Annotated in this window: 22 protein-coding genes and 1 tRNA gene; 7 read left to right on the top strand and 16 right to left on the bottom strand. The window is 67.2% G+C overall.

The window, feature by feature from the left end; all coding sequences use genetic code 11:
• Positions 1–55: 55 nt before the first annotated feature.
• The 7 genes from FPY90_RS14950 to FPY90_RS14920 form a co-directional block, all read right to left on the bottom strand.
• Positions 56–1,309, bottom strand: a complete 1,254-nt coding sequence (locus FPY90_RS14950; protein ID WP_083411179.1) for an endonuclease/exonuclease/phosphatase family protein — start codon at positions 1,307–1,309, stop codon at positions 56–58.
• A 112-nt stretch (positions 1,310–1,421) separates the two neighbouring features.
• On the bottom strand, positions 1,422–3,083 hold the full coding sequence (locus FPY90_RS14945) for a thiamine pyrophosphate-binding protein (RefSeq protein ID WP_498681829.1): 1,662 nt from the start codon (positions 3,081–3,083) through the stop codon (positions 1,422–1,424).
• 427 nt (positions 3,084–3,510) lie between these two features.
• On the bottom strand, positions 3,511–4,275 hold the full coding sequence (locus tag FPY90_RS14940; protein WP_071214568.1) for an ABC transporter permease: 765 nt from the start codon (positions 4,273–4,275) through the stop codon (positions 3,511–3,513).
• Positions 4,272–5,105 (bottom strand): ABC transporter ATP-binding protein, encoded by an 834-nt coding sequence (locus FPY90_RS14935; RefSeq protein ID WP_071214567.1) that lies wholly within the window; start codon positions 5,103–5,105, stop codon positions 4,272–4,274. Before FPY90_RS14935 ends, FPY90_RS14940 begins: the two co-directional genes overlap by 4 nt.
• Before the next feature lie 25 nt (positions 5,106–5,130).
• A complete protein-coding gene (locus FPY90_RS14930; RefSeq protein WP_498681826.1) occupies positions 5,131–5,493 on the bottom strand; it encodes a DUF1048 domain-containing protein in 363 nt (120 codons plus the stop codon).
• Positions 5,494–5,495: 2 nt separating this feature from the next.
• Positions 5,496–5,846 (bottom strand): PadR family transcriptional regulator, encoded by a 351-nt coding sequence (locus tag FPY90_RS14925; RefSeq protein ID WP_071214565.1) that lies wholly within the window; start codon positions 5,844–5,846, stop codon positions 5,496–5,498.
• Positions 5,847–6,270: 424 nt separating this feature from the next.
• Positions 6,271–6,343: transfer RNA gene (locus FPY90_RS14920), tRNA-Lys, on the bottom strand.
• A gap of 296 nt (positions 6,344–6,639) precedes the next feature.
• On the opposite strand from FPY90_RS14920, the gene FPY90_RS14915 reads away from it, so the two are divergent.
• The 3 genes from FPY90_RS14915 to FPY90_RS14905 all read left to right on the top strand — a co-directional run bounded on the left by FPY90_RS14915 (position 6,640) and on the right by FPY90_RS14905 (position 9,230).
• Positions 6,640–7,299: a hypothetical protein gene (locus tag FPY90_RS14915; RefSeq protein WP_071214564.1), complete on the top strand. Its 660-nt coding sequence runs from the start codon at positions 6,640–6,642 to the stop codon at positions 7,297–7,299.
• A 283-nt stretch (positions 7,300–7,582) separates the two neighbouring features.
• Positions 7,583–8,197: a hypothetical protein gene (locus FPY90_RS14910; protein WP_071214563.1), complete on the top strand. Its 615-nt coding sequence runs from the start codon at positions 7,583–7,585 to the stop codon at positions 8,195–8,197.
• 7 nt (positions 8,198–8,204) lie between these two features.
• Positions 8,205–9,230, top strand: a complete 1,026-nt coding sequence (locus FPY90_RS14905; protein WP_083411178.1) for an inorganic phosphate transporter — start codon at positions 8,205–8,207, stop codon at positions 9,228–9,230.
• 49 nt (positions 9,231–9,279) lie between these two features.
• Here the strand turns inward: FPY90_RS14905 and FPY90_RS14900 are convergent, their stop codons facing one another.
• The 6 genes from FPY90_RS14900 to pstS form a co-directional block, all read right to left on the bottom strand.
• A complete protein-coding gene (locus FPY90_RS14900; RefSeq protein WP_498681821.1) occupies positions 9,280–10,311 on the bottom strand; it encodes an Ldh family oxidoreductase in 1,032 nt (343 codons plus the stop codon).
• Positions 10,312–10,542: 231 nt separating this feature from the next.
• Positions 10,543–11,298, bottom strand: coding sequence for a DUF3592 domain-containing protein (locus FPY90_RS14895; RefSeq protein ID WP_498681819.1), 756 nt, complete (start codon positions 11,296–11,298; stop codon positions 10,543–10,545).
• Positions 11,299–11,720: 422 nt separating this feature from the next.
• On the bottom strand, positions 11,721–12,500 hold the full coding sequence (pstB, locus tag FPY90_RS14890; protein WP_071214559.1) for a phosphate ABC transporter ATP-binding protein PstB: 780 nt from the start codon (positions 12,498–12,500) through the stop codon (positions 11,721–11,723).
• A gap of 51 nt (positions 12,501–12,551) precedes the next feature.
• On the bottom strand, positions 12,552–13,703 hold the full coding sequence (gene pstA / locus FPY90_RS14885) for a phosphate ABC transporter permease PstA (protein WP_498681817.1): 1,152 nt from the start codon (positions 13,701–13,703) through the stop codon (positions 12,552–12,554).
• Entirely contained in the window at positions 13,703–14,635 is a 933-nt protein-coding gene (gene pstC, locus FPY90_RS14880) for a phosphate ABC transporter permease subunit PstC (RefSeq protein WP_498681815.1), read from the bottom strand. Before pstC ends, pstA begins: the two co-directional genes overlap by 1 nt.
• Before the next feature lie 147 nt (positions 14,636–14,782).
• Complete coding sequence (gene pstS, locus FPY90_RS14875; RefSeq protein ID WP_498681814.1) at positions 14,783–15,898, bottom strand: phosphate ABC transporter substrate-binding protein PstS; 1,116 nt, start codon at positions 15,896–15,898, stop codon at positions 14,783–14,785.
• 226 nt (positions 15,899–16,124) lie between these two features.
• Here pstS and FPY90_RS14870 point away from each other — a divergent pair, with 226 nt between their 5' ends.
• The 3 genes from FPY90_RS14870 (at position 16,125) to disA (ending at position 19,897) form a co-directional block, all read left to right on the top strand.
• Entirely contained in the window at positions 16,125–17,255 is a 1,131-nt protein-coding gene (locus tag FPY90_RS14870; protein ID WP_071214555.1) for an FUSC family protein, read from the top strand.
• 56 nt (positions 17,256–17,311) lie between these two features.
• Entirely contained in the window at positions 17,312–18,703 is a 1,392-nt protein-coding gene (gene radA, locus FPY90_RS14865; protein WP_071214554.1) for a DNA repair protein RadA, read from the top strand.
• Positions 18,704–18,820: 117 nt separating this feature from the next.
• Entirely contained in the window at positions 18,821–19,897 is a 1,077-nt protein-coding gene (disA, locus tag FPY90_RS14860; protein ID WP_071214553.1) for a DNA integrity scanning diadenylate cyclase DisA, read from the top strand.
• A gap of 25 nt (positions 19,898–19,922) precedes the next feature.
• On the opposite strand, the gene FPY90_RS14855 is transcribed toward disA, so the two are convergent.
• On the bottom strand, positions 19,923–20,543 hold the full coding sequence (locus tag FPY90_RS14855; RefSeq protein ID WP_498681810.1) for a hypothetical protein: 621 nt from the start codon (positions 20,541–20,543) through the stop codon (positions 19,923–19,925).
• A 103-nt stretch (positions 20,544–20,646) separates the two neighbouring features.
• On the opposite strand from FPY90_RS14855, the gene FPY90_RS14850 reads away from it, so the two are divergent.
• Positions 20,647–21,642: an HhH-GPD family protein gene (locus FPY90_RS14850; RefSeq protein WP_498681808.1), complete on the top strand. Its 996-nt coding sequence runs from the start codon at positions 20,647–20,649 to the stop codon at positions 21,640–21,642.
• 27 nt (positions 21,643–21,669) lie between these two features.
• On the opposite strand, the gene FPY90_RS14845 is transcribed toward FPY90_RS14850, so the two are convergent.
• Complete coding sequence (locus FPY90_RS14845) at positions 21,670–22,176, bottom strand: amino-acid N-acetyltransferase (protein ID WP_071214550.1); 507 nt, start codon at positions 22,174–22,176, stop codon at positions 21,670–21,672.
• 141 nt (positions 22,177–22,317) lie between these two features.
• On the bottom strand, positions 22,318–24,831 hold the full coding sequence (locus FPY90_RS14840; RefSeq protein WP_498681806.1) for an ATP-dependent Clp protease ATP-binding subunit: 2,514 nt from the start codon (positions 24,829–24,831) through the stop codon (positions 22,318–22,320).
• Positions 24,832–24,953 lie beyond the last annotated feature (122 nt).

The raw sequence follows: 24,953 nt of genomic DNA, 5'->3' as shown, positions 1-24,953 counted from the left end.
CGCCACCTCCCCGCGGGGAAGTGGCGGCCGTTCGTCGTGGCCCGGAACGCCGCGCCTAGTTCCCGAGCGAGACCTCGACCCAGACCAGCCGGTGGTCGCTGCTGGCCGGCGGCCATCCGGATACCAGGTCGGCGCCGTCCTGCCCGGCGGCGGGCCAATAGACCCCCGAGCTGCGCACCGGCAGCGTCGCCGAGGGCAGGACGTAGTCCACGCGCAGCACCCCGGCGCCTCCCCTCCCGAAGTCGGCGGTGCCCGTCACGTCGCGCGTGATCCCGGCAAGCCCGCGCACCGGGTCGCCCGCGGCCTGGGGCACTGCGGGCAGCGGATCAACCAGCAGCGGGTTTTCCAGCAGCTCCCTGATGGCCTCCGGGCTGGAATCCCCGGAGCGCGGATCGGCGTTCAGGTCCCCGAGCACCACGAAGTTGCTGCCCGGGGCCAGCGGGCCGCGCTTGCCCGCATCGTCGTAGATGTAGCTGCCGCTGCCGCCGAGGTAGTCGTTGACCATCCGGATCTCGTCGTGGTTGCGTGCCTGGTTGCGTTTTTCGGGGCCGTCGAAGACCGGCGGGGTGGGGTGGGCGGCAATCACGTGGACCGTTTGGCCGCCGACCTGGACCGGCACGTCCCACATGGACTTGCTGGGCAGCCGCAGCACGCCGCGGACCAGTTCGTCGTAGTGCCGGGTCGGCAGCCGGGAATCGGGCATGTCCTTCCACAGGAACTTCTGGAAGGTGCGCACGTTGGCGGTGTCGATGGGGTACTTCGAATACAGCACCATGCCGTACTGTCCCTCGAAGTCGCCGTAGCCCAGCGCGTCGGCCGGGCCGCCTACGACGCCGTCCCCGTCGAGGTCGGCGCCGCTGGGGATGCCCGTGTTGGAGGGGGCCAGGTACATGTAGGGGTAGTCGATGGGCGCCTGTCCGCGCTGGGAGCGGGCCAGGTAGTTGTCCCTGAAGCTTTCCGCGGCGGCACCCTCGGCGTCGTGGTCGAACTCGTTGAGCAGCAGCACGTCCGGGGCGTTGCGCTGGACGATCTCGGCCACGGCCTGCGCCTGGGGGTCGACAAACGACTCGAGTTCCAGGGCCAACTGCCCGGGCTGGGGCCGGTTGAGCGAGGCGTTGAAGGTTGCCACCCGCAGCCTTGGCCCCACGGTGTCGAAACCATCGGGGATGGGCGCGGTGGCCGCACTGTCGGGGTGCACGATGCTCGACCTCACTTCGGTCACGGGCCGGGCCTGCGCCGGGACGGCTCCCCCGAGGGCCAATGCGCCCACTGCTGCTGCGGCCAGGGCCGTACGGATCAGGTAATGCACCCTCCCACCCTAGGCGCGGAACCTACTTGACGGTAGGTCAATAATTTATCCACTCAACGGTTTTTCTTCCGGCGGAATCCGGCGGCCCCGCGGGGAGCCGCCGGCAGCGGGCTCAGCGGCGCACCTCGGCGGCCCTGCGGTTGGCCTGAAGGACCTCTTCCATGTAGGGGGCGCGCACCTCCGGGGAGATGCGGCAGTCCACCAGGAACACCCCGTTGGCGCCGGCGGCGACCCAGTCCCGCAGGCCCGCGAGGTCTTCGATGGTGCGGACCTTGGTGGCCCGGGCGCCGAGCCCACGGGCCACGGCGGCGAAGTCGACCTCGGGAATCAGCATGGGCCCCTCGTGCAGCCCGATCGAGCCGTACTGGTGGATCTCGGCCCCGTAGCCGGCGTCGTTGTAGATGACGATGATGCCGCTGCGCACCGAGCGGATGACCGATTCCAGGTCCGCCAGCCCCATCAGGAAGCCGCCGTCCCCGCTGGCCAGCACGACCGTGGAATCCGGCGCTGCAGCCCCGGCACCCACCGCGGAGGCCAGGCCCAGTCCGATGCTTTGGTAGGCGGTGCCCACCAGGTGCAGCGCGTGCGGGCCCGGCACCTTCCAGTACATCGGGCCCCAGCCGATGAAGTGCCCGCCGTCCTGCACCACCACGCGCTCCGCCGGCATGATCGAATCCAGTTCCCGGGCCACCGTGCGGGGGTCGAGCAGCCCGTCCGGCGCCGTCTCATCCCCGGGCGCATGGTCGCCGGTCCGGGCCAGGCGGTCTCCCGCCTGGTCCACCCAGCGCGCACCGGTCGCGCGCCGGGCCACCAGCGGCAGCAAGGCGGTCGCAACCGCCGCGGCGTCGGCCCGGATGAAGGCATCCACCCGCGGGCTGGTCGCTGCCTGCGCGACATCGACCTGGACCACCTGGGCACCGTCGTTGAACAGCTCCCCGAAACGGGTGGTGAATTGGTTCAGGCCCGCTCCGAGCACCAGCACCACGTCGGACTCGTGGACCAGTGCCGCGGTTTCTTCCGAGGAAAAGCCGCCGGTGATCCCCAGGTCGCCGTGGCGCCCGGCCAGCAGGTTCGGCGCCAGGACGGTGCTGGAACTCAGCGCACCCAGGGAATCGGCGAGCGCGGTGATCGCGTTCGCGGCACCGGCCAGGCGCGCCCCGCGCCCGTAGAGCACCAGCGGGCGCTTGGCCTCGTTCAGGGCCGAGGCGGCCTGTGCGAGCAGTTGCGGTGCGGCGGACGGGTAGCCGGGATCAAGGGCAAAGTCCGCCAGGGCAGGGGCCTGTTCCTCGGCGGCTTCGTCGGCGACGATGTCGTAGGGAATCGAGATGACCACCGCGGTGCGCTCGCGCAGGGCGTGGGCCACGGCCTTTAGGGCAATGGCCATGGGGCGCCGGGCATCGACCACGAAGGTCTTGGCTCCCACGGCGTCGCCGACGGCCTTCTGGTCGATGTCCCACGGACGGGCGCCGGCGGTGGGCTGGTCGCCGGTGAGCAGCACCATCGGGACCCGGGCCTTGGCGGCCTCGGCCAACGGGGTGACCGCGTTGCTGAAGCCCGCGCCGTAGGTGGTGGTGGCGATGGCGGGCTTTCCGGTGATCCGGAAGTAGGCATCTGCGGCGGTGACGGCGGCGGCTTCGTGGCGCACGGCGGTGAAGCGGAACCCGGTGCGCACGGCGGCGTCAAGGAAATGGGCATTGCCGTTCCCCATGACCCCGAAGATCTCGGAGGTGCAGGTTAAAAGGGCGCGGGAAACGGCAGCGGAAACTGTAGACATTTTTGTGACTTTCGAATGCAGCAAAAAAGAATTATGGCCATATTCGTCTTCGGGCATTGCGCCCGGATTTCGCCCATTTTTAGAGCGACGGCCAGAACTGCAGAATCGTTCCGCCTGACGATGCCACGATATCCGGGGCACTGTGTCCTGCGCAACATTGCTACTTCGAAGGACGGGGTCGACAGCACCTTTGCCCCTTGGCTGATCCCGGCGGGGCGCGGAAGCAACGCAGCTTCTCCGGATGTCTTGGTGTCGCGGATTTTCCCGATCTCCGCCCGGCCCTTCCCCGGCTGGCCGTGCTGCCGCACCAGGCCCCTCCACGGCCCCCTCGCTTGGCACGACGAAAGCGACGTGGCCTGTGTCTTCACAAGCCAACGCCGCTTTGTCGCGTGACGTTCACGGCGGCGGAGCTGCGGGCCCCGGCGCCTCAGCGGATCTTGCGGCGGTACTTGGCGATCGCGAACCCGTAGGAGACGGCCAGGATGCCGAGCAGCCAGGCCAGCGCGATCCAGATGTCGTTGCCGACGGGCTGCTGGGCGAACAATGCCCGGACGGTGTTCACGATGGAGGTCACCGGCTGGTTCTCGGCGAACCACGCCACGGGGCCGGGCATCGACCCGGTGGGCACAAAGGCCGAAGAGATGAACGGGAGGAAGATCAACGGGTAGCTGAACGCGCTAGCCCCGTCGACCGTCTTTGCCGAGAGTCCGGCGATCACGGCGATCCAGGTCAGCGCGAGGGTGAAGAGGACCAGGGTGCCGACCACGGCGATCCAGGCGCCCACCGAGGCCCCCGTGCGGAAGCCCATGAGCAGCGCGACGCCGACGACCGCCGCAACGGAGAGAAGGTTTGCGGCCAGGGACGTCAGCACGTGGGCCCAGAGCACGGACGAGCGGGCGATCGGCATGGAGGCGAAGCGTTCGAAGATGCCGCCCTGCATGTCCAGGAACAGGCGGTAGGCGGTGTACGCGACGCCGGAGGCGATGGTGATCAACAGGATGCCCGGGAGCATGTAGTTGACGTATGACTGCCCGGAGCCGGTATTGATCGCGCCGCCGAGCACGTACACGAACAGCAGCATCAGGGCGATCGGGGTGATGACGGTGGTGATGATGGTGTCGGGGCTGCGCAGAATGTGGCGCAGCGAGCGGCCGGTCAGGACGCCGGTGTCGGCCAGGACGTGGGTGGTCATTGGATTTCCTTTCCCGCTTGGACCGTGCCGTCGGTGCGGCCGCCCGTGGCGGTGTCAATCCCGCCGCTCTCTTCGACGAGGGCCAGGAAGACGTCTTCGAGGGAAGGCTGCTTCTCGACGTATTCGAGCTTGGCGGGCGGGAGCAGTGCCTTGAGTTCGGCGAGGGTGCCGTTTTGGATGATGGTGCCCCTGTGCAGGATCGCAATGCGGTCCGCCAGGGTCTCGGCCTCGTCAAGGTATTGCGTCGTGAGCAGCACGGTCGTGCCGGCGGCGGCAAGGCCCCTGACGGTCTGCCACACCTCGAGTCGGGCCTGCGGATCCAGTCCGGTGGTGGGCTCGTCGAGGAAGATGACCGGCGGATTGCCGATCAGGCTCATCGCGATGTCGAGCCGGCGGCGCATGCCGCCGGAGTACGTCGAGGCCTTGCGGTTCCCCGCCTCGGTGAGCCCGAAGCGGGCTAGCAGGTCCTCGGCGATCGCGCCGGGGTCCTTCAGGTGGCGCAGCCTGGCGATCAGCACCAGGTTCTCCCGGCCGGTGAGCACCTCGTCGACCGCGGCGAACTGGCCGGTCAGGCTGATCGACTCGCGCACCTGGCTTGGCTGGGCGGCGACGTCGAAGCCGTTGACCGCCGCGGTGCCCGCGTCGGCCTTCAGCAGCGTCGAGAGAATCCGCACCAGCGTGGTCTTTCCGGCGCCGTTGGAGCCGAGCAGCGCGAAGATGCTGCCCGTCCACACGTCGAAGTCGACGCCCCGCAGCACCTGCAGGTCCTTGAAGGATTTCTCGATGCCCCGCACCCGGATCGCGGGCCCGGGGGCTTGGTCTGTTTCCATAGGGGTTTCTCCGTTTCCGGTGGGGTCAGGCTTCGTCGACGGACTGGTCGATGGCATCGTTCAGGCGTTTGCGTTCCTTGTTGATCCATTGGCCATCCGCGTAGTTTGCGATGAAGGCATCGGCGAACTCGACCGGGTCTTCCCCGACGATGTCCCGGATCGGGGTGCCGTCGGTGGCTGCGCGCTCGATCAGGTCGGCGAGCTCCTCGAGCATCTGCATGAAGACATCGCCCTTGACGATCGACCCGGCGTACATGAAGTAGCGCTCGATCCCGTCGATCGCGGTTCGATAGCTCGTGGGGAGCTGTTCCTTGCGCGCCTTGTACTGGCGCCAGCGTTTCTTATCCTCGAACGATCCGGTGACCAGTTCGATCCATTTTGCTGCCATGTCTACTCTCCTTTTTCCTGCGTGTTTTCAATGTGCTGCTTCAGTTCTGCGATCCGTTCCGCAAGGAAGCTCCAGGTCCCCCAGAACTCCTCCAGGTACTCGCCGCCCTGTGCGTTCAGCGAGTAGACCTTGCGTGGTGGCCCCTTTTCGGACGGGACCTTTTCGACGTCGACGAGGTCGCGCTTCTCGATCCTGATCAGCACGGCGTATACGGTGCCCTCGACGATGTCGGAGAAGCCCTCCTCGCGCAGCCGGGCCGTGATCTCGTAGCCGTATGCCGGCCGCACGGCCAGGATCGCGAGGATCATGCCCTCGAGCGTGCCCTTGAGCATCTCGGTCATTTGCTTGCCCACGGAACCCCTCTCCCTAACTACTCTGTACTGCTAACTACCACTAAATAGTAACACTGAATAGCGGTCGCGCAAGAGGGAAATTCCCGAATCTTGGTCGTTTGATTTCGGCGGTGGCGCACCGCCCCTCACGCGCCCGGGGCACCCCGGGCCGGTCGCCATCGCTTGCTGCTTGGCACGGGGGCTTCGTTGCGCGCGGGGGCTGCCGTCCGCGAGCGCAGGCCGCAGTTCGACGGCCGAAGGGAACAAGGGGGCCCGGGGCCAAGCCGACGCGGGTCGGGGGCAGTGCCGTCCATCAGTTCGGGCCTGAAACACGCGCTGGCACTCCTGGCATGACGCAGGACGATCACGAGGCCGGGCCATCGCTGGCCAAGCCATCCGGAAACAGAAGATCCCCGCTCTCCCAAGGAGAACGGGGACTGATCTGTGCGCCCTGCGGGGCTCGAACCCGCGACCAATGGATTAAAAGTCCAGTGCTCTACCAACTGAGCTAAAGGCGCATTGGCACTTAGCCATCACCCATATTAGCGGATAACCCGGCATCTTCTGGACATCCTGGCCAGATTCAACCGGCACGTGGAACCCGGGGGTTTGTGGTGGTCACCCTCGTCATGGCCGCGTTGCCCACCGGCTTCCCGGCCAGGGCAGGCAGCGGCCCAACTCCAATTGGCGGGCCGCGCAGGCCTGGACCCGGGCGGGGCAGCGGCCGCAGCGGTCACCACGCATGTTGCCTCCGGTCCGGCCGGCCTGCCCGCCGATGGGCAAGTATCCAGCCGGGCAGAGTATCCTCTAGCCCATGAAAGGCCATCCAGCATTGACTCCTCCGGCAACCACGTTCCGCCACCACAAGCCCAAGCCGTTCGCGCCCATGGACTTCGACCCGTTCGAAGGCGGCGCCGATCCGGCACGCGTCTCGGAGGCCGCGCACCTCTCGGCCCAGGCGCTGGTCCACGCCGGAAAACTCAACAACGACCCCCAGGTCCGCGAGCGCCTCGTGCGGCTCGCCGAGGACGAGGGCCTGGAGGTCATTGCGGAGCTCTGGTCCAAGGCCCCGGCCCGGTCGCTTCCCGGGGCGCTGTGGCGCTTGTACGCAATCAGAGCCGCAACGGTCAACAACCCCGAGGCCATGGCCTCCTTCTTTGCCGCCGGCGCCCACCTGGCCCAGGTCGAGCGCGTCGTTGCCGGAGCCGCGGAGCCTCCGGGCGCCGAGGAGCTGTGCGCCATGACCAGCTCGATCCTCACGGGCGCCTTCGACGGCGAGTTCGACGTCGCATTGGAACGCACCGCCGCCTACTGCCGGGTCATCGCCCTGGGCCAGGCCGAACAAGCCGACGCGGCCGAGCTCTCACACCCGGAGCGTGCCACGCTGATGACCACCCGGGCCCACGCCCTGGTGAAGACCGCCGAGGACCTGGAATCCGCAGCTGCCTCATGGCGGGCAGGGGAGCTTGACTGAGAATTCCTTCACGCTGCGCGCGAATATGGGGCGCCCCATGTTGACAGGAAGGCCTGTTTCCTAGAAAACTGGACTCACGGTGCCGGACCGCGGCAGCCCCGGGCTCCAACTTTCAGCCGCTACGAGCGGCCTTCCGCCGAGAGGCGCTCCCGGTTCGGCACCGCCAACTTCTTCCCCGCATTCTCAGGGGACACACTTCACACCGTCCCGGACGGGCTTGTTAACCTTCGATGCGTAAACTGGGCATCGACCCGCACTTTCCTTTCCATCCGGTGGTATCTTCGTGAAGTTTAGATTGTTCCCTTCGGACACGCGTGGCCTAGAGCTCCTGCGCGACCTGGCCACCGAGGTCCACCACTGCGTCGGCGTGCTCTCCGAAATGCTTGGATCCGACGAGGACCGCGAACTGCACCTCGAGGCGCTCAACGCCTCCGAGGTCAAGACCACCGACCTGCACTACGCGGTGCTCACCCACCTGCGCACCAGCTACGTCAACCCGTTGCCGCGCGAGGACGTCTACACCTTTTCCCGCCTGCTCCACGAGGCGGTCGAACAGCTCAGCGGCGCCGGCGACCTCATCTCCCACCTGGGCAAGCGCCAGCTTTCGCACCGGGCGGCCGAACAGCTTGAACTCATCGGGCGGCAGGCCGAGCTCACCACCCAGGCCCTGGGCCAGCTCCAGCACCTGGACGACCTCGAGGACCTGTGGCTGGAACTGGTGCGGATCTCCAAGCGGGCGCACCGGACCCACCGAACCTGGGTTGGGGAGATCGGGGAACTGAGCAAGGCCGGAACCATCATCCGCCACCGCTCGGTCGCCGAGCAGTTCCTGGCCTCTGCGCAATCCCTGCGCGCCGTGGCCGACCACCTTGGCCGAGTCCTGGTCAAGGAATCCTGAGCCGGGCGTGATTACCGGACAATCCTTCATGATGGTCGTGGTGCTGTTGTGCACCTGCGCCTTCGCGTTCCTCAACGGCTTCCGCGACGCCTCGAACTCCGTTGCAGTCGCGGTGCGCAACCGGGCGCTGACCCCCACCTATGCGGTCCTGGTGGCGGCGTTCTTCACCTTCGCGGGCACCATGCTTTCGACCAGCTTCGGGGTCTACCTGATTTCGGCGGTGGAACTCAACGTCCCGACCGGGATCCCGGGCCTGGCCCTGCTGCTGTCCGCGTTGCTTGCGGGCGGCGCCTGGGCGCTGCTGTGCTGGTGGCGCGGGCTGCCGGTGTCCTCCACGCATTCGCTGATCGCGGCGCTTGCCGGGGCCTCCGGCGCCTCCGCGCTGCTGGGCAACGACGGCGTGCATGACGCCTGGCGGATGCTCGCCGGCGGGGTGCTGCTGCCGCTGGTCTTCACCCCGGTCTTCGCCTTCGCCGTCTCCTACGCCCTGGTCATCCCCGTCACCTGGCTGGTGCGCCATTCAACGGCCTCCGACGTCAACGGCGTGTCCCGTGCCGGCCAGGCCATTGCGGCGTGCGCGGTGGCCCTGGGCAACGGGCTGCAGGACGGCCAGCGCACCGGTGCCTTCCTGACCCTGGCCCTGGTGACCGCCGGTGCAGCCGAGCCCGGCTCCATCATGCTCGGCCCGCAGCTGCTCGGCGCCGGCTGCCTGGCCGCCGGTGTCCTCTTTGGCGGCTGGCGCATCGCCCACACCCTTGCCTACCGGCTGGTCAACATGGACCCGTTGCGCGGCATGGTCGCCCAGTCGGTCTCCGCGGCCATGCTCTTCCTCGGCGCCATGCTGATCCACCTGCCGATCTCCACCACCCAGGCGGTCACCAGCTCGATTGTCGGGGCCGGCGCAAACCAGCGCTTCGAGTCCGTGACCTGGCGGCACGTGAACCGCATCCTGCGGCACTGGGTCGCCACCCCACTTGTGTGCGCCGTCGTGGGCGGGATCCTGTACCTGGCCATGCACCCGCTGGTGAACTGACCGGCGAGCGCCCGCCGGGCAACGGCCCCTTGGCCATTGCCCTTGGAAATTAGCGCCCCTGGGTCAACGCGGGCATTGCCAGCTTCAGCTCCGCGGCGATCCGCCCGAGTTCCGACCAGGTCCTGGAGTTGACCTCCACCGGGTGCCCGGCCGGGCACCCGTCCCCCACCGACGGGCCTTCGCCCGGCACCCGGATGGGTCCGTTGCCGTCCTCCGGTTCGCCGGATTTCACATGGGCGATGAACTCCTCGACCTGGGCGGTGAAGTCGTGCAGCTCGCGCAGCTGCGCCACGTCGATCGCGATCACCAGGGCCCCCTGGTGGTCGGCCGTCTTCCGCTCCGACACGGTTTCCGAGCCCGTCAGCGCCCCGCCCAGTGCCTCGACCAGCAGCGCCAGCCCGAAGCCCTTGAACCCGCCAAAGGGCTTGAGCAGCCCGTCGGGGGTCACCCACTGCTCCGGAAGCTCGGCACCGCGGTCGCGTTCCTCCGCCAGCCGGCCGCCGGCGACGGTGCTGGTGGCAAAGTCGATGACCAGGTGCGGTGCCTGGCTGCGCGGGACCCCGGCGGCAATCGGGTTGGTCGACAGCCGCGCCCGGGTGCCGCCCGGCGGCACCACGACCTGCCCGGCACCGTTGTTGTTCCCGAACAGCAGGGTCGCCACCCCCGCGTTGGCCGCCTCCTGGCAGAACGGGGCAAACCGCCCCGCATACTCGCTGTTGCGCACCGCGACCGCGGCGATCCCGTGGGCCTTGGCACGGGCCACGGCCACCGCCGTGGCATCGCGCAGCGCAAAGTGCCCGTAGGTGCCGTTGCCGTCCATGCGCACCAGGGAGCCGGTGTCCAGCTCGATCGCGGCCCGGGCCCCGGGCCGCGCGAATCCCTGCAGCGCCCGGTCGACGTACTCGGGAAGCCTGCGCATCCCGTGCGAGGGGTGGCCGGCCAGCTCCGAGGCGAGCAGCTGGTCCGCCATGTAGGCGGCATCCGTCCCGGAGGCCCCGACCGCGGCCATGGCCTTCACCACGAACCCGTGCAGGTCCCCGGCCCGGCTCACGTGGTGCACCGCTGCGGTTTCTTGGCTCACGTTGTTTCCTCCTATTTGGGGGTCGTACCGGCTCCCCACCATACCGAGGTCACGGGCCCGCTGCGGGCAGGCCCGGTGGCGCGGCACCGCCAAATCGTGCGATCCCACACCGCTCCACACGTGCGTGCCAACTATCCCTCCGGGCTAATCGGGCCGCCGTGGCGGTGGCGATGGTGCAGGGCATCGTAGCGTCCCGCCCGGAGATGGTGCCTGCCTCGAACCCCGCGCGACTCAGAGCAGGCTATTCTGCATCAACTCCACAACGAGTGGACCGACGAATTCTATGCCACAGACAAACACGGTGAAGAACGCCGCCAGGATCGCCAGAAAGATGAGCAGCAGAAGCGCCAGCACGCCGAACTCGGCGGCTGCCTGCTGGACCTTGGACCTGTCAGGCTTCGCCGTGCCCGTCGCGGTTCCGCGGGTTCCCGGGTTGGGGGTTTTGGGCTTTCGCCGTCGTGATGTGATCACCCGGAACAACTGCCACGAGAACCAAGTGAAGACCACCGCCACCGCTATTCCTACCAACATGCCGATCATGTCGGACGCAAACGGCGATAGGCGCTTGAGTATCATCGTCGGCTGGTTGTCGGCGGGGTTTGAGGCGTTGTACGTCACCATGATTGTTGAGCCGGCTTCCACCGTGTTCCACAGATCCGAGGGCAATATCACCTCGGTGGGGTGTTCCTCTGCCTTGCCGATTGGCGTGAAGGTGTAGTCAATCAGGTGGTACACGCTGGTGGTTCTGCCGCCCACGGTTTTCTTGTGGTGCTGGGTGACCGTGGCCGGTGCCTGCACCCCTGTTTGTGTCAGTTCTCGTTTCTCAACAATGGATGTCGCCAACGAGACGCCACCCCACGACAGGCCTGAAAGCAGCACGGCTACGGAAATGATCTGCGGAACCAGGCCCATGCGGCTGGCTTTCCGGGCCTTCGATGGCCGTCTGTTCGGCTTCGGCCCGGTCGGCGCGCGGTGCTTGGCATTCATCGTAAAGGAACCATCGATCCATTCTCTGAGGCGCTTCCCGCAGTGATGCGACACTCCGTGGAGAGGGCCGCTAAAGGCGAAGCAAAGATGTCGTCTCCCAGCGACTTTACGGAAGGGCAGGTCGTTTTCCGCAAAAAGTCGACCCTGGTGTGGTGAGGCAAGGGCAAGCCCAAGATCCTTCGCATCTGCCGACCTGAATCCGGATTTCCTCCGGAACGGGCCAGGCATGCGGCTGAACAACCAGGCCTGTTGGGCTTAAACGAGGCGACGGCGGAGGAAGGTGCGCAAGACTCGCGCACATTCCTCCGCCGTCGCGATCCCCCTCCAGGGATCCCCGGAAGATCCCCCTTCCGGTACCGCCGCCACGACCTGTTCGGTCATGCCGGCGAATTCTGGTGTTGCGTGTTTTCCCCGGGCGGGGATTATCCGAAGCGGCCCGAGACGTAGTCCTCGGTGGCCTTGACGGCCGGGTTGGAGAAGATCGTCGCGGTTTCCGCGTATTCGATCAGCTTGCCGGGCTTGCCGGTTCCGGCGATGTTGAAGAACGCGGTCTTGTCGCTCACGCGTGCGGCCTGCTGCATGTTGTGGGTCACGATCACCACGGTGAACTCGCTCTTGAGCTCGTTGATCAGGTCCTCGATGGCCAGGGTGGAGATCGGGTCCAGGGCCGAGCACGGCTCGTCCATCAGGATCACCTGCGGCTTCACCGCGATGGTGCGGGCGATGCACAGGCGCTGCTGCTGGCCGCCGGAGAGGCCCGATCCGGGCTTGTCCAGGCGGTCCTTGACCTCGTTCCAGAGGTTGGCCCCGCGCAGCGACTTCTCCACCAGCGAGTCCGCATCGGACCTGGAGATCTTCTTGCCGTTGAGCTTGACCCCGGCCAGCACATTGTCCTTGATGGACATGGTCGGGAACGGGTTGGGCCGCTGGAAGACCATGCCGATCTGGCTGCGCACGGTCACCGGGTCGACGCCGGATTCGTAGAGGTTGTCCCCGTCCAGGAGGACCTCGCCCTCGACGCGGCCGCCGGGGATGACCTCGTGCATGCGGTTCAGGGTGCGCAGGAAGGTGGACTTCCCGCAGCCCGAGGGGCCGATGAACGCGGTGACGGACTTGGCTTCGATTTCGATGTTGACATCTTCAACGGCCAGGAACTTGGAGTAGTAGACGTTGAGGTCTTTGACGTCGATGCGCTTTGACATGGTGGTTGTTCCTTAGAAAGTTTTTTGGTGTCGGGTCCGGAGCCTAAAGGCTCAACGGCCCTTCTTGGGGGCGAACAGGCCGGCAACCAGCCGGGCACCGAGGTTGAGCACCATGACCATGATGATCAGCAGCAGGGCCGCGGCCCAGGCACGCTGGATCGAGGGGTCCACGTTGGTCGGCGAGGTCGGGGTGAGGATCTGGTAGTAGATGAACGTCGGCAGCGTGGCCATCCAGTTGCCGAAGACGTTCACGTTGATGTTGTTCGCCAGGCCGGCGGTGACCAAGATCGGTGCGGTTTCGCCGATGACGCGGGCGATGGCCAGGGTGACGCCGGAGGCGATGCCGGAGATGGCCGTAGGGATGACGACCTTGGCGATGGTGCGCCACTTGCGCACGCCCAAGGCGTAGGCGGCCTCGCGCAGCTCGTTCGGGACGATCTTGAGCATTTCCTCGGTGGAGCGGACCACCGTGGGGATCATCAGCACGCTCAACGCGACTGCGGCGACGATGCCCATGCGGGCGGTGGGGCCCATCAGCACCGCGAACAGCGCGGTGGCGAAGAGGCCGGCGACGATCGAGGGGATGCCGGTCATCACGTCGACGAAGAAGGTGATGGCGCGGGCCAGCGGCCCGTTCTTTCCGTATTCGACCAGGTAGATTGCTGTCAGCATGCCCACGGGCACCGAGATGACCGTCGACCACAGGGTGATCAGCAGCGTGCCGATGACCGCGTGGTAGGCCCCGCCGAGCACCGGGGTGCCGTCTTCGACGCTGGCGTTGTCGACCGCGCCGGTGATCCCGTTCATGGAGTGGAACAGGAAGTGCGTGTTGATGCCCGGCAGTCCCTTTTGCAGCACCGTGAACAGCACGGAAGCCAGCGGGATCAGTGCCAGCAGGAAGGCTGCGTAGACCAGGTTGGTGGCCAGCGCGTTGCGGCCCTGGCGCGGGCCCTCCACCAGCGTGGTGATGACGGTGGAGGCGATGACGAAGATGATGGCTGTGTAGATGGCCAGGGTTGCCACCGAGAAGCCGCCGAGCGTGGAGGCCGCGGCCCCCAGGATCAGCGAGGCCGCGGCGATGCCCGGCACCGCCCAGCGGGGCAGGTGGCCCTTGGCCAGGGAGTTGCGCTTGCGGGCAACCGGCGGCGGGTTCTGCACGTTGCGCGAATCGTTCGAGGTCTTGCGCGTGGTTGTGGCACTCATCAGTTGGCTCCCGAGAATTCCTTGTGGCGGGCGATGATGGCCCGGGCGATGAGGTTGACCACCAGGGTGATCACGAACAGCACCAGGCCGGCGGCGATCAGCTCGGCCAGGCGCAGGCCGAAGGCCTCGGGGAAGTTCAGTGCGATCTCCGCGGCGATGGTCTGGTTGCCGGACTTGATCAGCGACGGGATCAACCCGCCGGTGGACAGCACCAGGGCAACGGCCATGGTCTCACCCAGGGCGCGGCCCAGGCCGAGCATCACGGCGGAGATGATGCCGGGGCGGGCGAAGGGAAGCACCGACATGGTGATCATTTCCCAGCGCGTGGCGCCCAGCGCGAGCGCGGCTTCCTCATGCAGCTTCGGGGTCTGCAGGAAGATCTCGCGGCTCAGCGAGGTGATGATCGGGAGGACCATCACGGCGAGCACGATGCCGGCGGTGAGGATGGTCTTGCCGGTCTGCGAAGCCGGGCCTTCAAAGAGCGGGATGAAGCCGAGGTTCTCGGACAGCCACTGGAAGCTGGGGACCAGCGCCGGGGCCAGCACCAGGTAGCCCCAGGCTCCGTAGATGACCGACGGGATCGCTGCCAGCAGGTCGATGACGTAGCCGAGCCCGGCGGCCAGCCGGCGCGGGGCGTAGTGCGAGATGAACAGCGCCACGGCAATGCCGACCGGGGTGGCGATCAGCAGGGCTATGGCAGCCGCGATGACGGTGCCGATGACGATCGGGAAGATGTAGGCGAGGAAGCCCTCGCCGCCGCTGACCAGCGTCGGGTCGGCGGTGAAGGTGGGCAGCGCCTGGATGAACAGGAAGATCGCCACCGCAAGCAGCGTTGCGAGGATCAGGATGCCTGCGCCCAGCGCGGCACCGGAGAAGATTTTGTCTCCGGCCTGTCCCTTGGATCCGTTGCGCCGAAGCGCGTTGGTAGTCATATGGGTAAGCCTTTGGATGTTGTGCAAACGGGTTCAGGGGGATCGGACGGCCCGCTTGCGCCGGGATGTGGAGAGGGGCAAGTGCGATGCTACTGCGCCCGCCGGGGAATATCGATGATTCGACGTTCCCCGGCGGGAGTGTGACAGCTAGGAAGCAACCTTGATGGAGTCGATCGACTTGATTGCCGCTTCGCTCATCTTGGCAGAGAGCGGTGCGTTTCCGGCGGAAGCTGCGGCTTCCTTCTGGCCGGCTTCGGAGAGCACGTACTCGCCGAAGCTCTTGACCAGGTCAACGGTTGCCTGGTCCTTGTAGCTGGAGCAGAACACGTGGTAGGAGACCAGGATGATCGGGTAGGACCCGGACTCGGTGGTGTCGCGCTTCAGGTCCAGGGACATGTCCAGTGCGCCGCGGCCTTCGACCGGGGTGGCTGCCTCGACGCCCTTGGCTGCTGCCTCCGCGGAGATCTCGGTGAAGTCGTCGCCGACCTTCACGTTCACGGTGCCGAGCTTGCCCACGGCGGAGAAGTCGGCGTAGGTGATTGCGCCCTCGGTGGCGGTCGTGGTGGCCACGACGCCGGAGGTGCCCTTGGCGTTCTCGCTTGCGAGGTCCTTGGGCCAGTCGCCGGAGACGTCGTAGGTCCAGACGTCCTTCGCGGCGGCCGCGAGGTAGTCGACAAAGTTCTCGGTCGTGCCCGACTCGTCGTTGCGGTGCACCACGGTGATGGCGGTGTCCGGAAGGCTCACGCCTTCATTGGTTGCGGCGATGGCCGGATCGTTCCACTTGGTGATTTCCAGCTTGAAGATCTTGGCGATGGTGGCCGCGTCAAGGTTCAGGGTTTCGACGCCCGGAAGGTTGAAGGCAACCGCGATCGGGGAAACGTAGGCCGGGACGTTGAAGGCACCCTCGGGGCCGCAGATTTCCTTCGAGGATTCGATTTCCTCGTCCTTCAGGTAGGCATCCGAGCCTGCGAACTGCGCGCCGCCGGCCAGGAAGGCCTTGCGGCCCGCGCCGGAACCGTCCGGGGAGTACTGGACCATGGTGCCGGGGGTGGCGGCTTCGAAGCCGGCCTTCCAGGCTTCCATGGCGGACTTCTGCGAGGACGCGCCGGAACCGGTCAACGTGCCGGAAACCGCAGCGGCGGAGCCGCCGGTCGAGTCAGCCGTGCCGGCCGAGGCGGTCGGGCTGTCCGAACCGCAGGCGGTCAGGGCCAGGGCGGCGACGGTAAGAACAGCAGCCGCGCTGCCAATGCGATGAAGCTTCACGAGTTATCCTCTTTCAAATGCCTGTCAATGACGAAACGTGTCGTCCTGGTTTGTTCCCAAGGATGCGCACGCCGGCACATCGCTTCAATACGAAGTTAGGCCCCGCAGGTAACCAGCTACTGCGATGAAGGTGAACGCAAGGTGAACACGGCTGATTCGCACCGGTGTTTCGCGTCACGTTTAACACTTGCCGGTGCGGCGCCCAAGCCGTGACAGACTGTTGCCCATGGGAATCGGAACTTCGGCGGGCGGAGCATGGACCTTCGTCAAGCGCCGCTACCGCGTGGGCATGCGCCGCGCGGGCACTTCGTTCCCCAGGATCATCCAGATGACCGCCTCCGCGGTGCTGGCCTATTGGATTGCCGAGCAATTGCTGGGGCACGTCGGGCCGATCTTTGCCGCAACCAGCGGCCTGCTGGTGCTGGGCTTCGGCACCGCGACCACGGTGCGCCGATCCCTTGAAGTCGCCATCGGCTGCACCCTGGGCGTGGCGGTCGGCGACCTGCTACTCACCTTGCTGGGAAGCGGCCTGTGGCAGGCGGGATTGGTGCTCTTCCTGTCCCTGACGATCGCCCGTTTCCTGGATTCCGGTCCCATCTTCACCACCCAGCTGGGCCTGCAGTCGGTGCTCGTGGTCCTGCTGCCCATCGCCGATGCGGCCGGCCCGTTCAGCCGCTCCCTGGACGCCGTGGTCGGCTCGCTGTGCGGCCTGTTGATTGTCATGGTCTTTCCGCGGGACCCGCGCCGCACACCCATTGCCGAACTCGGCAAGCTGCTCAGTGAGCTTTCGGGGATTCTCCAGGAGTGCGCGCGCGCCGTGAGCTCCTCGGATGCCACCCTGGCCTTCCACGCACTGGTCCGCGCCCGCGGCACCCAAAAGCTCATGGACTCCCTGCCCGCGGCACTGAACGTGGCACACGAGGTTGCCACACTGGCCCCTGCCCACCGGCGACGCCGTTCGGACCTGGAGCGGTTGTCGATCGCGGCCGAAAAAACAGACCTGGCGATGCGCAACTCCCGGGTCCTGGCCCGGAGATTGGCCACGGTGATCAACCACGGCGCGCTGACCGACCGCGGGGTAGAAGCCGTGGCCAGCCTGCTGGGTGAGTTGGCCGAGGCCGTGGACGCCTTCGGCTATGCGGTGCTGGAAACAAACGAGTCCGGGTACCAACGGGCCGTGGGGCGGGCGCAGCGCGAGCTGGCCGAGTGCGCAGCCCGGCTGGATCCCCAGACGCTTCAGGTCAGCGGGCTGCAGGGCGAGGGCATGGTGCTGCTGTTGCGCCCCTTGGTGGTCGACCTGCTCGAGGCCTCCGGCGTCAGCCACGAAGACGCAGTCGCACTGCTGCCGCGCCTGTAGCGAAAGCCCGCCGCGGCGAAACCAAACCGTTGGCGCCGGGCACTAGCATCAAGCACATGGCTAAGAATTCCCGCACCAAGAACACACCCGCATACCGTTGCGCGGAATGCGGGTGGAGCGCCGTGAAATGGGTGGGCCGTTGCGGCGAATGCCAGGCCTGGGGCACCGTGGAGGAAATGGGCGCGGTCACGGCCAAGACCACCGTGGCAACCACCATCGCGGTCCCCGCCCAGCCCATCGGCGAGGTCGATGCCACCGCCGCCTCCTACCGCACCTCCGGGGTGGATGAGCTTGACCGGGTGCTCGGCGGCGGGCTGGTGCCTGGGGCCGTCATCCTGCTGGCCGGGGAGCCAGGGGTGGGCAAGTCCACGCTGCTGCTGGACGTCGCGGCGCGCGCCGCACGCACCGGCCGCAGGGTCCTGTACATCACCGGCGAGGAATCCGCCGCCCAGGTCAAGGTCCGCGCCGAACGCATCAACGCGATGGCGGAGACCCTCTACCTGACCGCCGAGACCGACCTGGGCATCGCGCTGGGCCAGGTGGAAAAGATCGACCCGGAGCTGCTGATCATCGACTCCGTGCAGACCCTGGCCTCGTCCGAGGTCGACGGGACCGCGGGCGGCATTTCCCAGGTCAAGGAGGTTGCCGCATCCCTGATCAACGCGGCCAAGCGGCGGAACATGACCACCATCCTGGTCGGCCACGTCACCAAGGACGGCTCGATCGCCGGGCCACGGACGCTTGAGCACCTGGTGGATGTGGTGTGCCAGTTCGACGGCGAGCGCCACTCCCGCCTGCGGCTGCTGCGCGCCCTGAAGAACCGCTACGGCCCCACCGACGAGGTCGGCTGCTTCGACTTGACCGAGGGCGGCATCGAGGGCCTGGCCGACCCCTCCGGGCTCTTCGTCACCCGCACCAAAGACCCGGTTCCCGGCACCTGCATCACCGTGACCCTCGAGGGCCGCCGGCCCCTGGTTGCCGAGGTGCAGACCCTGCTCTCGCGGGCCACCAGCGCCATCCCCCGCCGGGCCACCAGCGGCCTGGACGCGGCGCGCACCCAGATGATCCTGGCGGTGCTGCAATCGCGGGCCCGGATGGAGCTGGGCGGGCTCGACTCCTACGTGGCCACCGTCGGCGGGGTCAAGCTGAGCGAACCGGCAACGGACCTGGCCACCGCGCTGGCGCTTGCCTCCTCGATGCACAACCATCCGCTGCCGCCGCAGTTCGTGGCCTTCGGCGAGGTCGGGCTGGCCGGGGAGGTTCGCCCGGTGCCGGAGATCGGCAGGCGGATCATCGAGGCCGAACGGCTCGGATTCCGCTACGCCATGGTCCCGGCATCCCCGCAGCCGCCGAAGAACATCCCGGACTCGATCAGGGTCTTCACGGTCTCCTCGGTGCTCGAGGCGCTGGACATCGCCTTCGAACAACGCGTCAAGACCGGCGCCTGAGCGTGGCTTCGGTAACAAAGGGGTACCGAAGTGTCCCCGACCTGCCCCAAAGGGCGGGTCGGGGTCCGGCCGTGGCCATACGATAGGTAGTAGTCCCCTGGAAGGAAATGGCCACCCATGTCGAAGAGCCCCGAAGATGCGCTGCGCGCCACGCTGGCCCGCGTTGCACCCGGAACGGAGCTGCGCGACGGGTTGGAGCGCATCCTGCGCGGCCGCACCGGCGCGCTGATCGTGCTGGGGCACGACCGGGTGGTCGATTCGATCTGCTCCGGCGGCTTCGACATCGACATCGCCTTCTCCCCCACGCGGCTGCGCGAGCTGGCCAAGATGGACGGGGCGATCGTCTGCGACAAGGACGGTTCCAACATCCTGCGTGCCGGGGTCCAGCTGGTCCCGGACCACTCGATCCCCACCCAGGAATCGGGAACCCGGCACCGCACCGCCGAGCGCGTGGCCATCCAGACCGGTTTCCCGGTCGTCTCGGTCTCGCAGTCGATGCACATCATCGCCCTGTACGTCCAGGGCATCCGCTACCTGCTCGAGGGCTCCGAACCGGTGCTGGCCCGCGGAAACCAGGCACTTGCCACGCTGGAACGCTACCGCTCCCGCCTGGACCAAGTCACCAGCGCGCTGTCCGCGGCCGAGATCGAGGCCGTCGTGACGGTCCGCGACGTCGCGGCGGTGCTGCAGCGCCAGGAAATGGTGCGCCGCATCTCCGAGGAGATTGCCCAGTACGTGCTGGAGCTCGGCGCCGACGGCCGACTGCTCGCGCTGCAGCTCGACGAGCTTTCCGCAGGCCTTGGCCCGGGCTCGGACCTTTTGCTGAAGGACTACTCGAACCTGGGCCGCGAGGAACTGGACATCGACGCGGCACTGAAGAAGCTGCAGAACCTTGATTCCACCGACCTGATCGACCTGGGCAAGTTCGCCGCCATCCTGGGCATCAGCCCCGGCATCGATTCGCTCGAGGCCGTCGTGGCGCCCAAGGGACACCGGTTGCTCGCGGGAATCAAGTCGGTGCCGCGCGCGGTGGCCGACCGGCTGGTCAACAACTTCGGCGGCCTGCAGCGGCTGATGGCCGCCAACATCGAGGACCTGATGGCGGTGGACGGGATCGGCGAGCAACGCGCCCGCACCGTGCGCGAGGGGCTCTCGCGCGTCGCCGAGTCCTCGCTGCTGGACCGCTTCCTCTAAGCCGGAGAACTGGCCGGCCGCCGCGCTACTTCAATTCGAACTTTGCGGTCTCGCTGGTCAGGTCCCCCAGTTTCGCGGTGAATCCGTACCAGCCCGGCCGCGGCTTCGCATTGACGACCTTGCAGCCCGGCGCGCTGCGCGCCCGGGTCCAGGTGAAGCGGGCGGTCTCGCTGGCGCCCGGCTTGATGGCGATTTCCGTGTCCATCGGGTCCTGCACGCAGTCCGAGGTGGAAAAGATCCGGTCCGCCCCGCTCGTGACGGAGAAATCCTGCTGGCTGGTGCCCACGTTGACCAGGCACTCGGTCGTCCCGGCGTTCTTGATCGTCATCACCAGCACCGGGTTGTCGGCCGGTCCGTGGGTGGCCCGGGCCGTGGATGCCGTGACGACCACGTCCCCCTCGGGGCACACCGCCGGGCCCGCGGAAGGCTCCGCGGTGGGTTCAACGGATGCCTGCGTGGAGCTTCCTCCCCCCTGGCTTGGCGCCGGGGCGGCACCCGGGTCGGCGGGGCGCAGCAGGGAAGCAATGCCGAATCCGGCCCATGCCACAAGCCCGATGAGAACCAGCGTGGCAATGAGCACCGCGAGTCGACGACGCCGAAAAACCCGTGCGGAGGGGCGGGTGGAACGGACCTGCTTTTGTGCCATGCCTCAAGGCTACGAAACCAATCGTTTTGATCCCGACTCCCACGCCGCCAGCTAGAGTGATATCGCCAGCATTCCCCTTCCAGCCAAAGGATTTCTCCCCATCGTGGCCCACCCCGACCTGCCGAAGATCCACCGTGAAATCACCGACTGGTACCTCGCCCATGCCCGCGACCTGCCATGGCGCCGCGAGCCTGCCGGGCCATGGGCCGTGATGGTCTCGGAGTTCATGCTGCAGCAGACCCCGGTGGTTCGGGTGCTCCCGGTGTGGGAGGCCTGGATGGAACGTTGGCCCACCCCGGCCGCGCTGGCCGCAGAGCCGGTCGCCGAGGCCGTCAAGGCCTGGGGCCGGCTGGGCTACCCGCGCCGGGCCCTGCGCCTGCATGCCGCCGCCACCGTGATCGCCAACGAGCATGGCGGCCGGGTCCCGGGGACCGAGGCGGAGCTGCTCGCCCTGCCCGGAATCGGCACCTACACCGCCGCGGCCATCGCGTGCTTCGCGTTCAAGGTCCCCACCGTGGTGGTGGACACCAACATCCGCCGGGTCCACGCCCGTCTGGTCAGCGGCAAGGCGTTGCCGGAACAAAACCAGAACGCCGCCGAACTCGCGCTGGCCGCACGCCTGCTCCCCGCCTCCGGGCCCGAGGATCCGAACGGCACAGCTCTTGCCAACGGCTGGAACATCGCCGTGATGGAACTCGGTGCACTGGTGTGCACGGCCCGATCCCCGCGCTGCGAGGACTGCCCGGTGCTCGAGAGCTGTGCCTGGATTGCCGCCGGACGGCCCGAACCGCACTACAAGCCCAAGGGCCAGCCGTGGCACGGCACCGACCGGCAGGTGCGCGGGGCCATGATGGCGGTGCTGCGGCACTCCGCCGGCCCGGTGGACCGCTCCGAGCTGCTCGGGGTCCCCGACCTTGCGCTCGAGGGGCAGGATCCCCGCCGGCTGAACCCGGCCCGCGAGGCGGAGCCCGTCCACCAGGCGTGGGTCGGCCTGCACGCGCTGGAAGCCGGCGCCGAGCAACGCGAACGCGCCCTGGGGTCCCTGCTGGCCGACGGCCTGGCCCAGCAATCCGCCGCGGGCATCGGGTTGCCGCACTGACCCGGAAGGTTCGGGTCAGTTCCGCAGCTAGAAGTGGGTGATCATCCGGGTGTTGCCCAGCGTGTTTGGCTTGACCCGGGCCAAGTCCAGGAACTCGGCCACGCCCTCGTCGGTGGAGCGCAGGAGCTCGGAGTAGACCTCCGGGTCGACGGCGGACTGCTCGGCCATCACGGAGAACCCGTTGCGCAGGAAGAAGTCGACCTCGAAGGTCAGGCAGAACACCCGTGACACCCCCAGCTCGCGGGCCTCGGCGAGGAGCTTCTGCAGCAGGCGGTGCCCCACGCCGTGGCCGCGCCATCCGGCGTCCGTGGCCAGGGTGCGGACCTCGGCAATGTCTTCCCACATCACGTGCAGCCCGCCGCAGCCGATGACATTCCCCTCCGAATCCTCGGCAACGAAGAACTCCTGAAGGTTCTCGTAGTAGGCGACCGCCTCCTTTTCCAGCAGGACGCGGTTCTCGGCCAGCGGCCGGACCAGGTTTCGGATGCTCTTCACATCGCTGGTCTTGGCCCGCCTGACGGTAAAGGAATTCATCTACGTATCCTATGCCCGGGGCCGGGGCCCGAGGTCAATTGTGTAGCTGAAGCCCCGGACCGTTGCCGGCGCATGCAAAACGCCCCTGGGGTGGCCTTCCTTGCGGATGCCGCCCCAGGGGCGTAGTTGCTTGCTTCGGGCCTAGCCCTCGATGGCGACCGGGGCCGGTTCGCCCTCGATCTGCGGGGTTCCGCCCTCGCCGTGGAAGGTGAACGTCGCTTCGTCGCCCTCGCCGTCGACATCGACCTTGATGTGTTGTCCGGCGACCAGCTCGCCAAAGAGGATCTTCTCCGAAAGCTGGTCCTCGATGTCGCGCTGCATGGTCCGGCGCAGCGGCCGGGCGCCCATGGCCGGATCGTAGCCGCGGGTTGCCAGCAGGACGCGTGCGGCCTGCGACAGCTCGATGGTCATGTTCCGGTCCACCAGGCGCTTGCGCAGGCGTCCGAGGAACAGGTCCACGATCTCCACGATCTCGTCCTGGGTCAGCTGCGGGAACACCACAACGTCGTCAACACGGTTCAGGAACTCGGGACGGAAGTGCTGGCGCAGCTCTTCCTGGACCTTGGCCTGCATCCGGTTGTAACCGGTCTTGGTATCGCTGGACGACTGGAAGCCGGTCATGACGCCCTTGGAAATGTCGCGGGTGCCAAGGTTGGTGGTCATGATGATGATCGTGTTCTTGAAGTCCACGACACGCCCCTGGGAGTCGGTCAAACGGCCGTCTTCCAGGATCTGCAGCAACGAGTTGAAGAGGTCGGCGTGGGCCTTCTCGACCTCGTCGAAGAGCACCACGGAGAACGGGCGGCGACGGACCTTCTCGGTCAGCTGGCCACCTTCCTCGTAGCCGACGTAGCCCGGAGGGGCACCGAAGAGACGCGAGACCGTGTGCTTCTCCGAGTACTCGGACATGTCCAGCGTGATCAGCGCGTCTTCCTCACCGAAGAGGAACTCCGCGAGGGCCTTGGCCAACTCGGTCTTGCCGACGCCGGTGGGGCCGGCGAAGATGAACGAGCCGCCGGGGCGGTTCGGGTCCTTCAGCCCGGCACGGGTGCGGCGGATGGCCTGGGAGATGGCCTTGATTGCCTCGTCCTGGCCGATGACCCGCTTGTGCAGCTCATCTTCCATGTTCAGCAGTCGCGTGGATTCTTCCTCGGTCAGCTTGATGACCGGGATGCCGGTGGAGTTGGCCAGGACCTCGGCGATCAGGTCGGCATCGACCTCGGCGATCTCGTCGAGCTCACCGTTCTTCCAGGCCTTTTCCTTCTCCGCGCGGGCTTCCTGGAGCTTGCCTTCCTTGTCGCGCAAGGCGGCGGCACCTTCGAAGTCCTGCGCATCGATGGCGGCTTCCTTCTCCAGTCGGACCGTGGAGATTTCCTCGTCCATGGCCTTGAGAGCCGGGGGCGCGGTCATGCGGCGGATGCGCAGGCGTGCACCGGCCTCGTCGATCAAGTCGATGGCCTTGTCCGGAAGGAACCGGTCGGAGATGTAGCGGTGCGCCAGTTCGGCGGCGGCCACGAGCGCCCCATCGGTGATGGAGACGCGGTGGTGTGCCTCGTAGCGGTCGCGCAGCCCACGCAGGATCTGCGTGGTGTGCTCCACCGAAGGTTCCTTGACCTGGATCGGCTGGAAACGGCGTTCGAGGGCCGCGTCCTTCTCGATGTGCTTGCGGTACTCGTCAAGCGTGGTCGCGCCGATGGTCTGCAGTTCGCCTCGGGCCAGCATGGGCTTGAGGATCGAGGCCGCATCGATGGCGCCTTCGGCGGCACCGGCACCGACCAGCGTGTGGATCTCGTCAATGAAGAGGATGATGTCGCCGCGCGTGCGGATTTCCTTGAGGACCTTCTTCAGGCGTTCCTCGAAGTCACCGCGGTAGCGGGAACCGGCCACCAGGGAACCGAGGTCAAGGGTGTAGAGCTGCTTGTCCTTGATGGTTTCCGGGACGTCGCCGCGCACGATCGCCTGGGCAAGCCCTTCGACGACCGCGGTCTTGCCGACGCCGGGCTCGCCGATGAGCACCGGGTTGTTCTTGGTTCGTCGCGAGAGGACCTGCATGACGCGTTCCATCTCGAACTCGCGCCCGATGACCGGGTCGAGCTTGCCTTCGCGGGCAGCGGCGGTGAGGTTGCGGCCGAACTGGTCCAGCACAGCCGAACCTGCCGGAGTGCCTTCGGTCTGGCCGCCGGAGCTGACGCCGGCACCCGCGGTTTCCTTGCCGCCCTGGTAACCGGAGAGCAGCTGGATGACCTGCTGGCGCACGCGGGACAGATCGGCGCCGAGCTTCACCAGGACCTGGGCGGCAACGCCCTCGCCCTCGCGAATCAGGCCGAGCAGGATGTGCTCGGTGCCGATGTAGTTGTGGCCTAGCTGGAGCGCCTCGCGCAGCGAGAGCTCGAGCACCTTCTTGGCCCGGGGGGTGAAGGGAATATGACCGGACGGAGCCTGCTGGCCCTGTCCGATGATCTCTTGGACCTGCTCACGCACGGCGCCGAGAGAGATGTTCAGCGACTCAAGGGCCTTGGCCGCTACTCCCTCGCCCTCATGGATGAGGCCGAGCAATACGTGCTCGGTTCCGATGTAGTTGTGGTTGAGCATGCGCGCCTCTTCTTGGGCAAGCACGACAACGCGACGGGCACGGTCGGTAAATCTCTCAAACATGCGGCACACTCCTAGCTAACACGTATTTCGATGCTACGCATCAAATTCGGGCAAGTGTTGCATGTTCGCCCAAGGGATAACATTGTTCACCCTCGGCGTTCAACTTTGGATTAAACAACGTC

Source organism: Arthrobacter sp. C2 (genome assembly GCA_024207135.1).
Lineage (GTDB): Bacteria > Actinomycetota > Actinomycetes > Actinomycetales > Micrococcaceae > Paeniglutamicibacter.
Note: the sequence above shows the minus strand (reverse complement) of the source record. Positions and strands in the feature narration are given on the sequence as shown.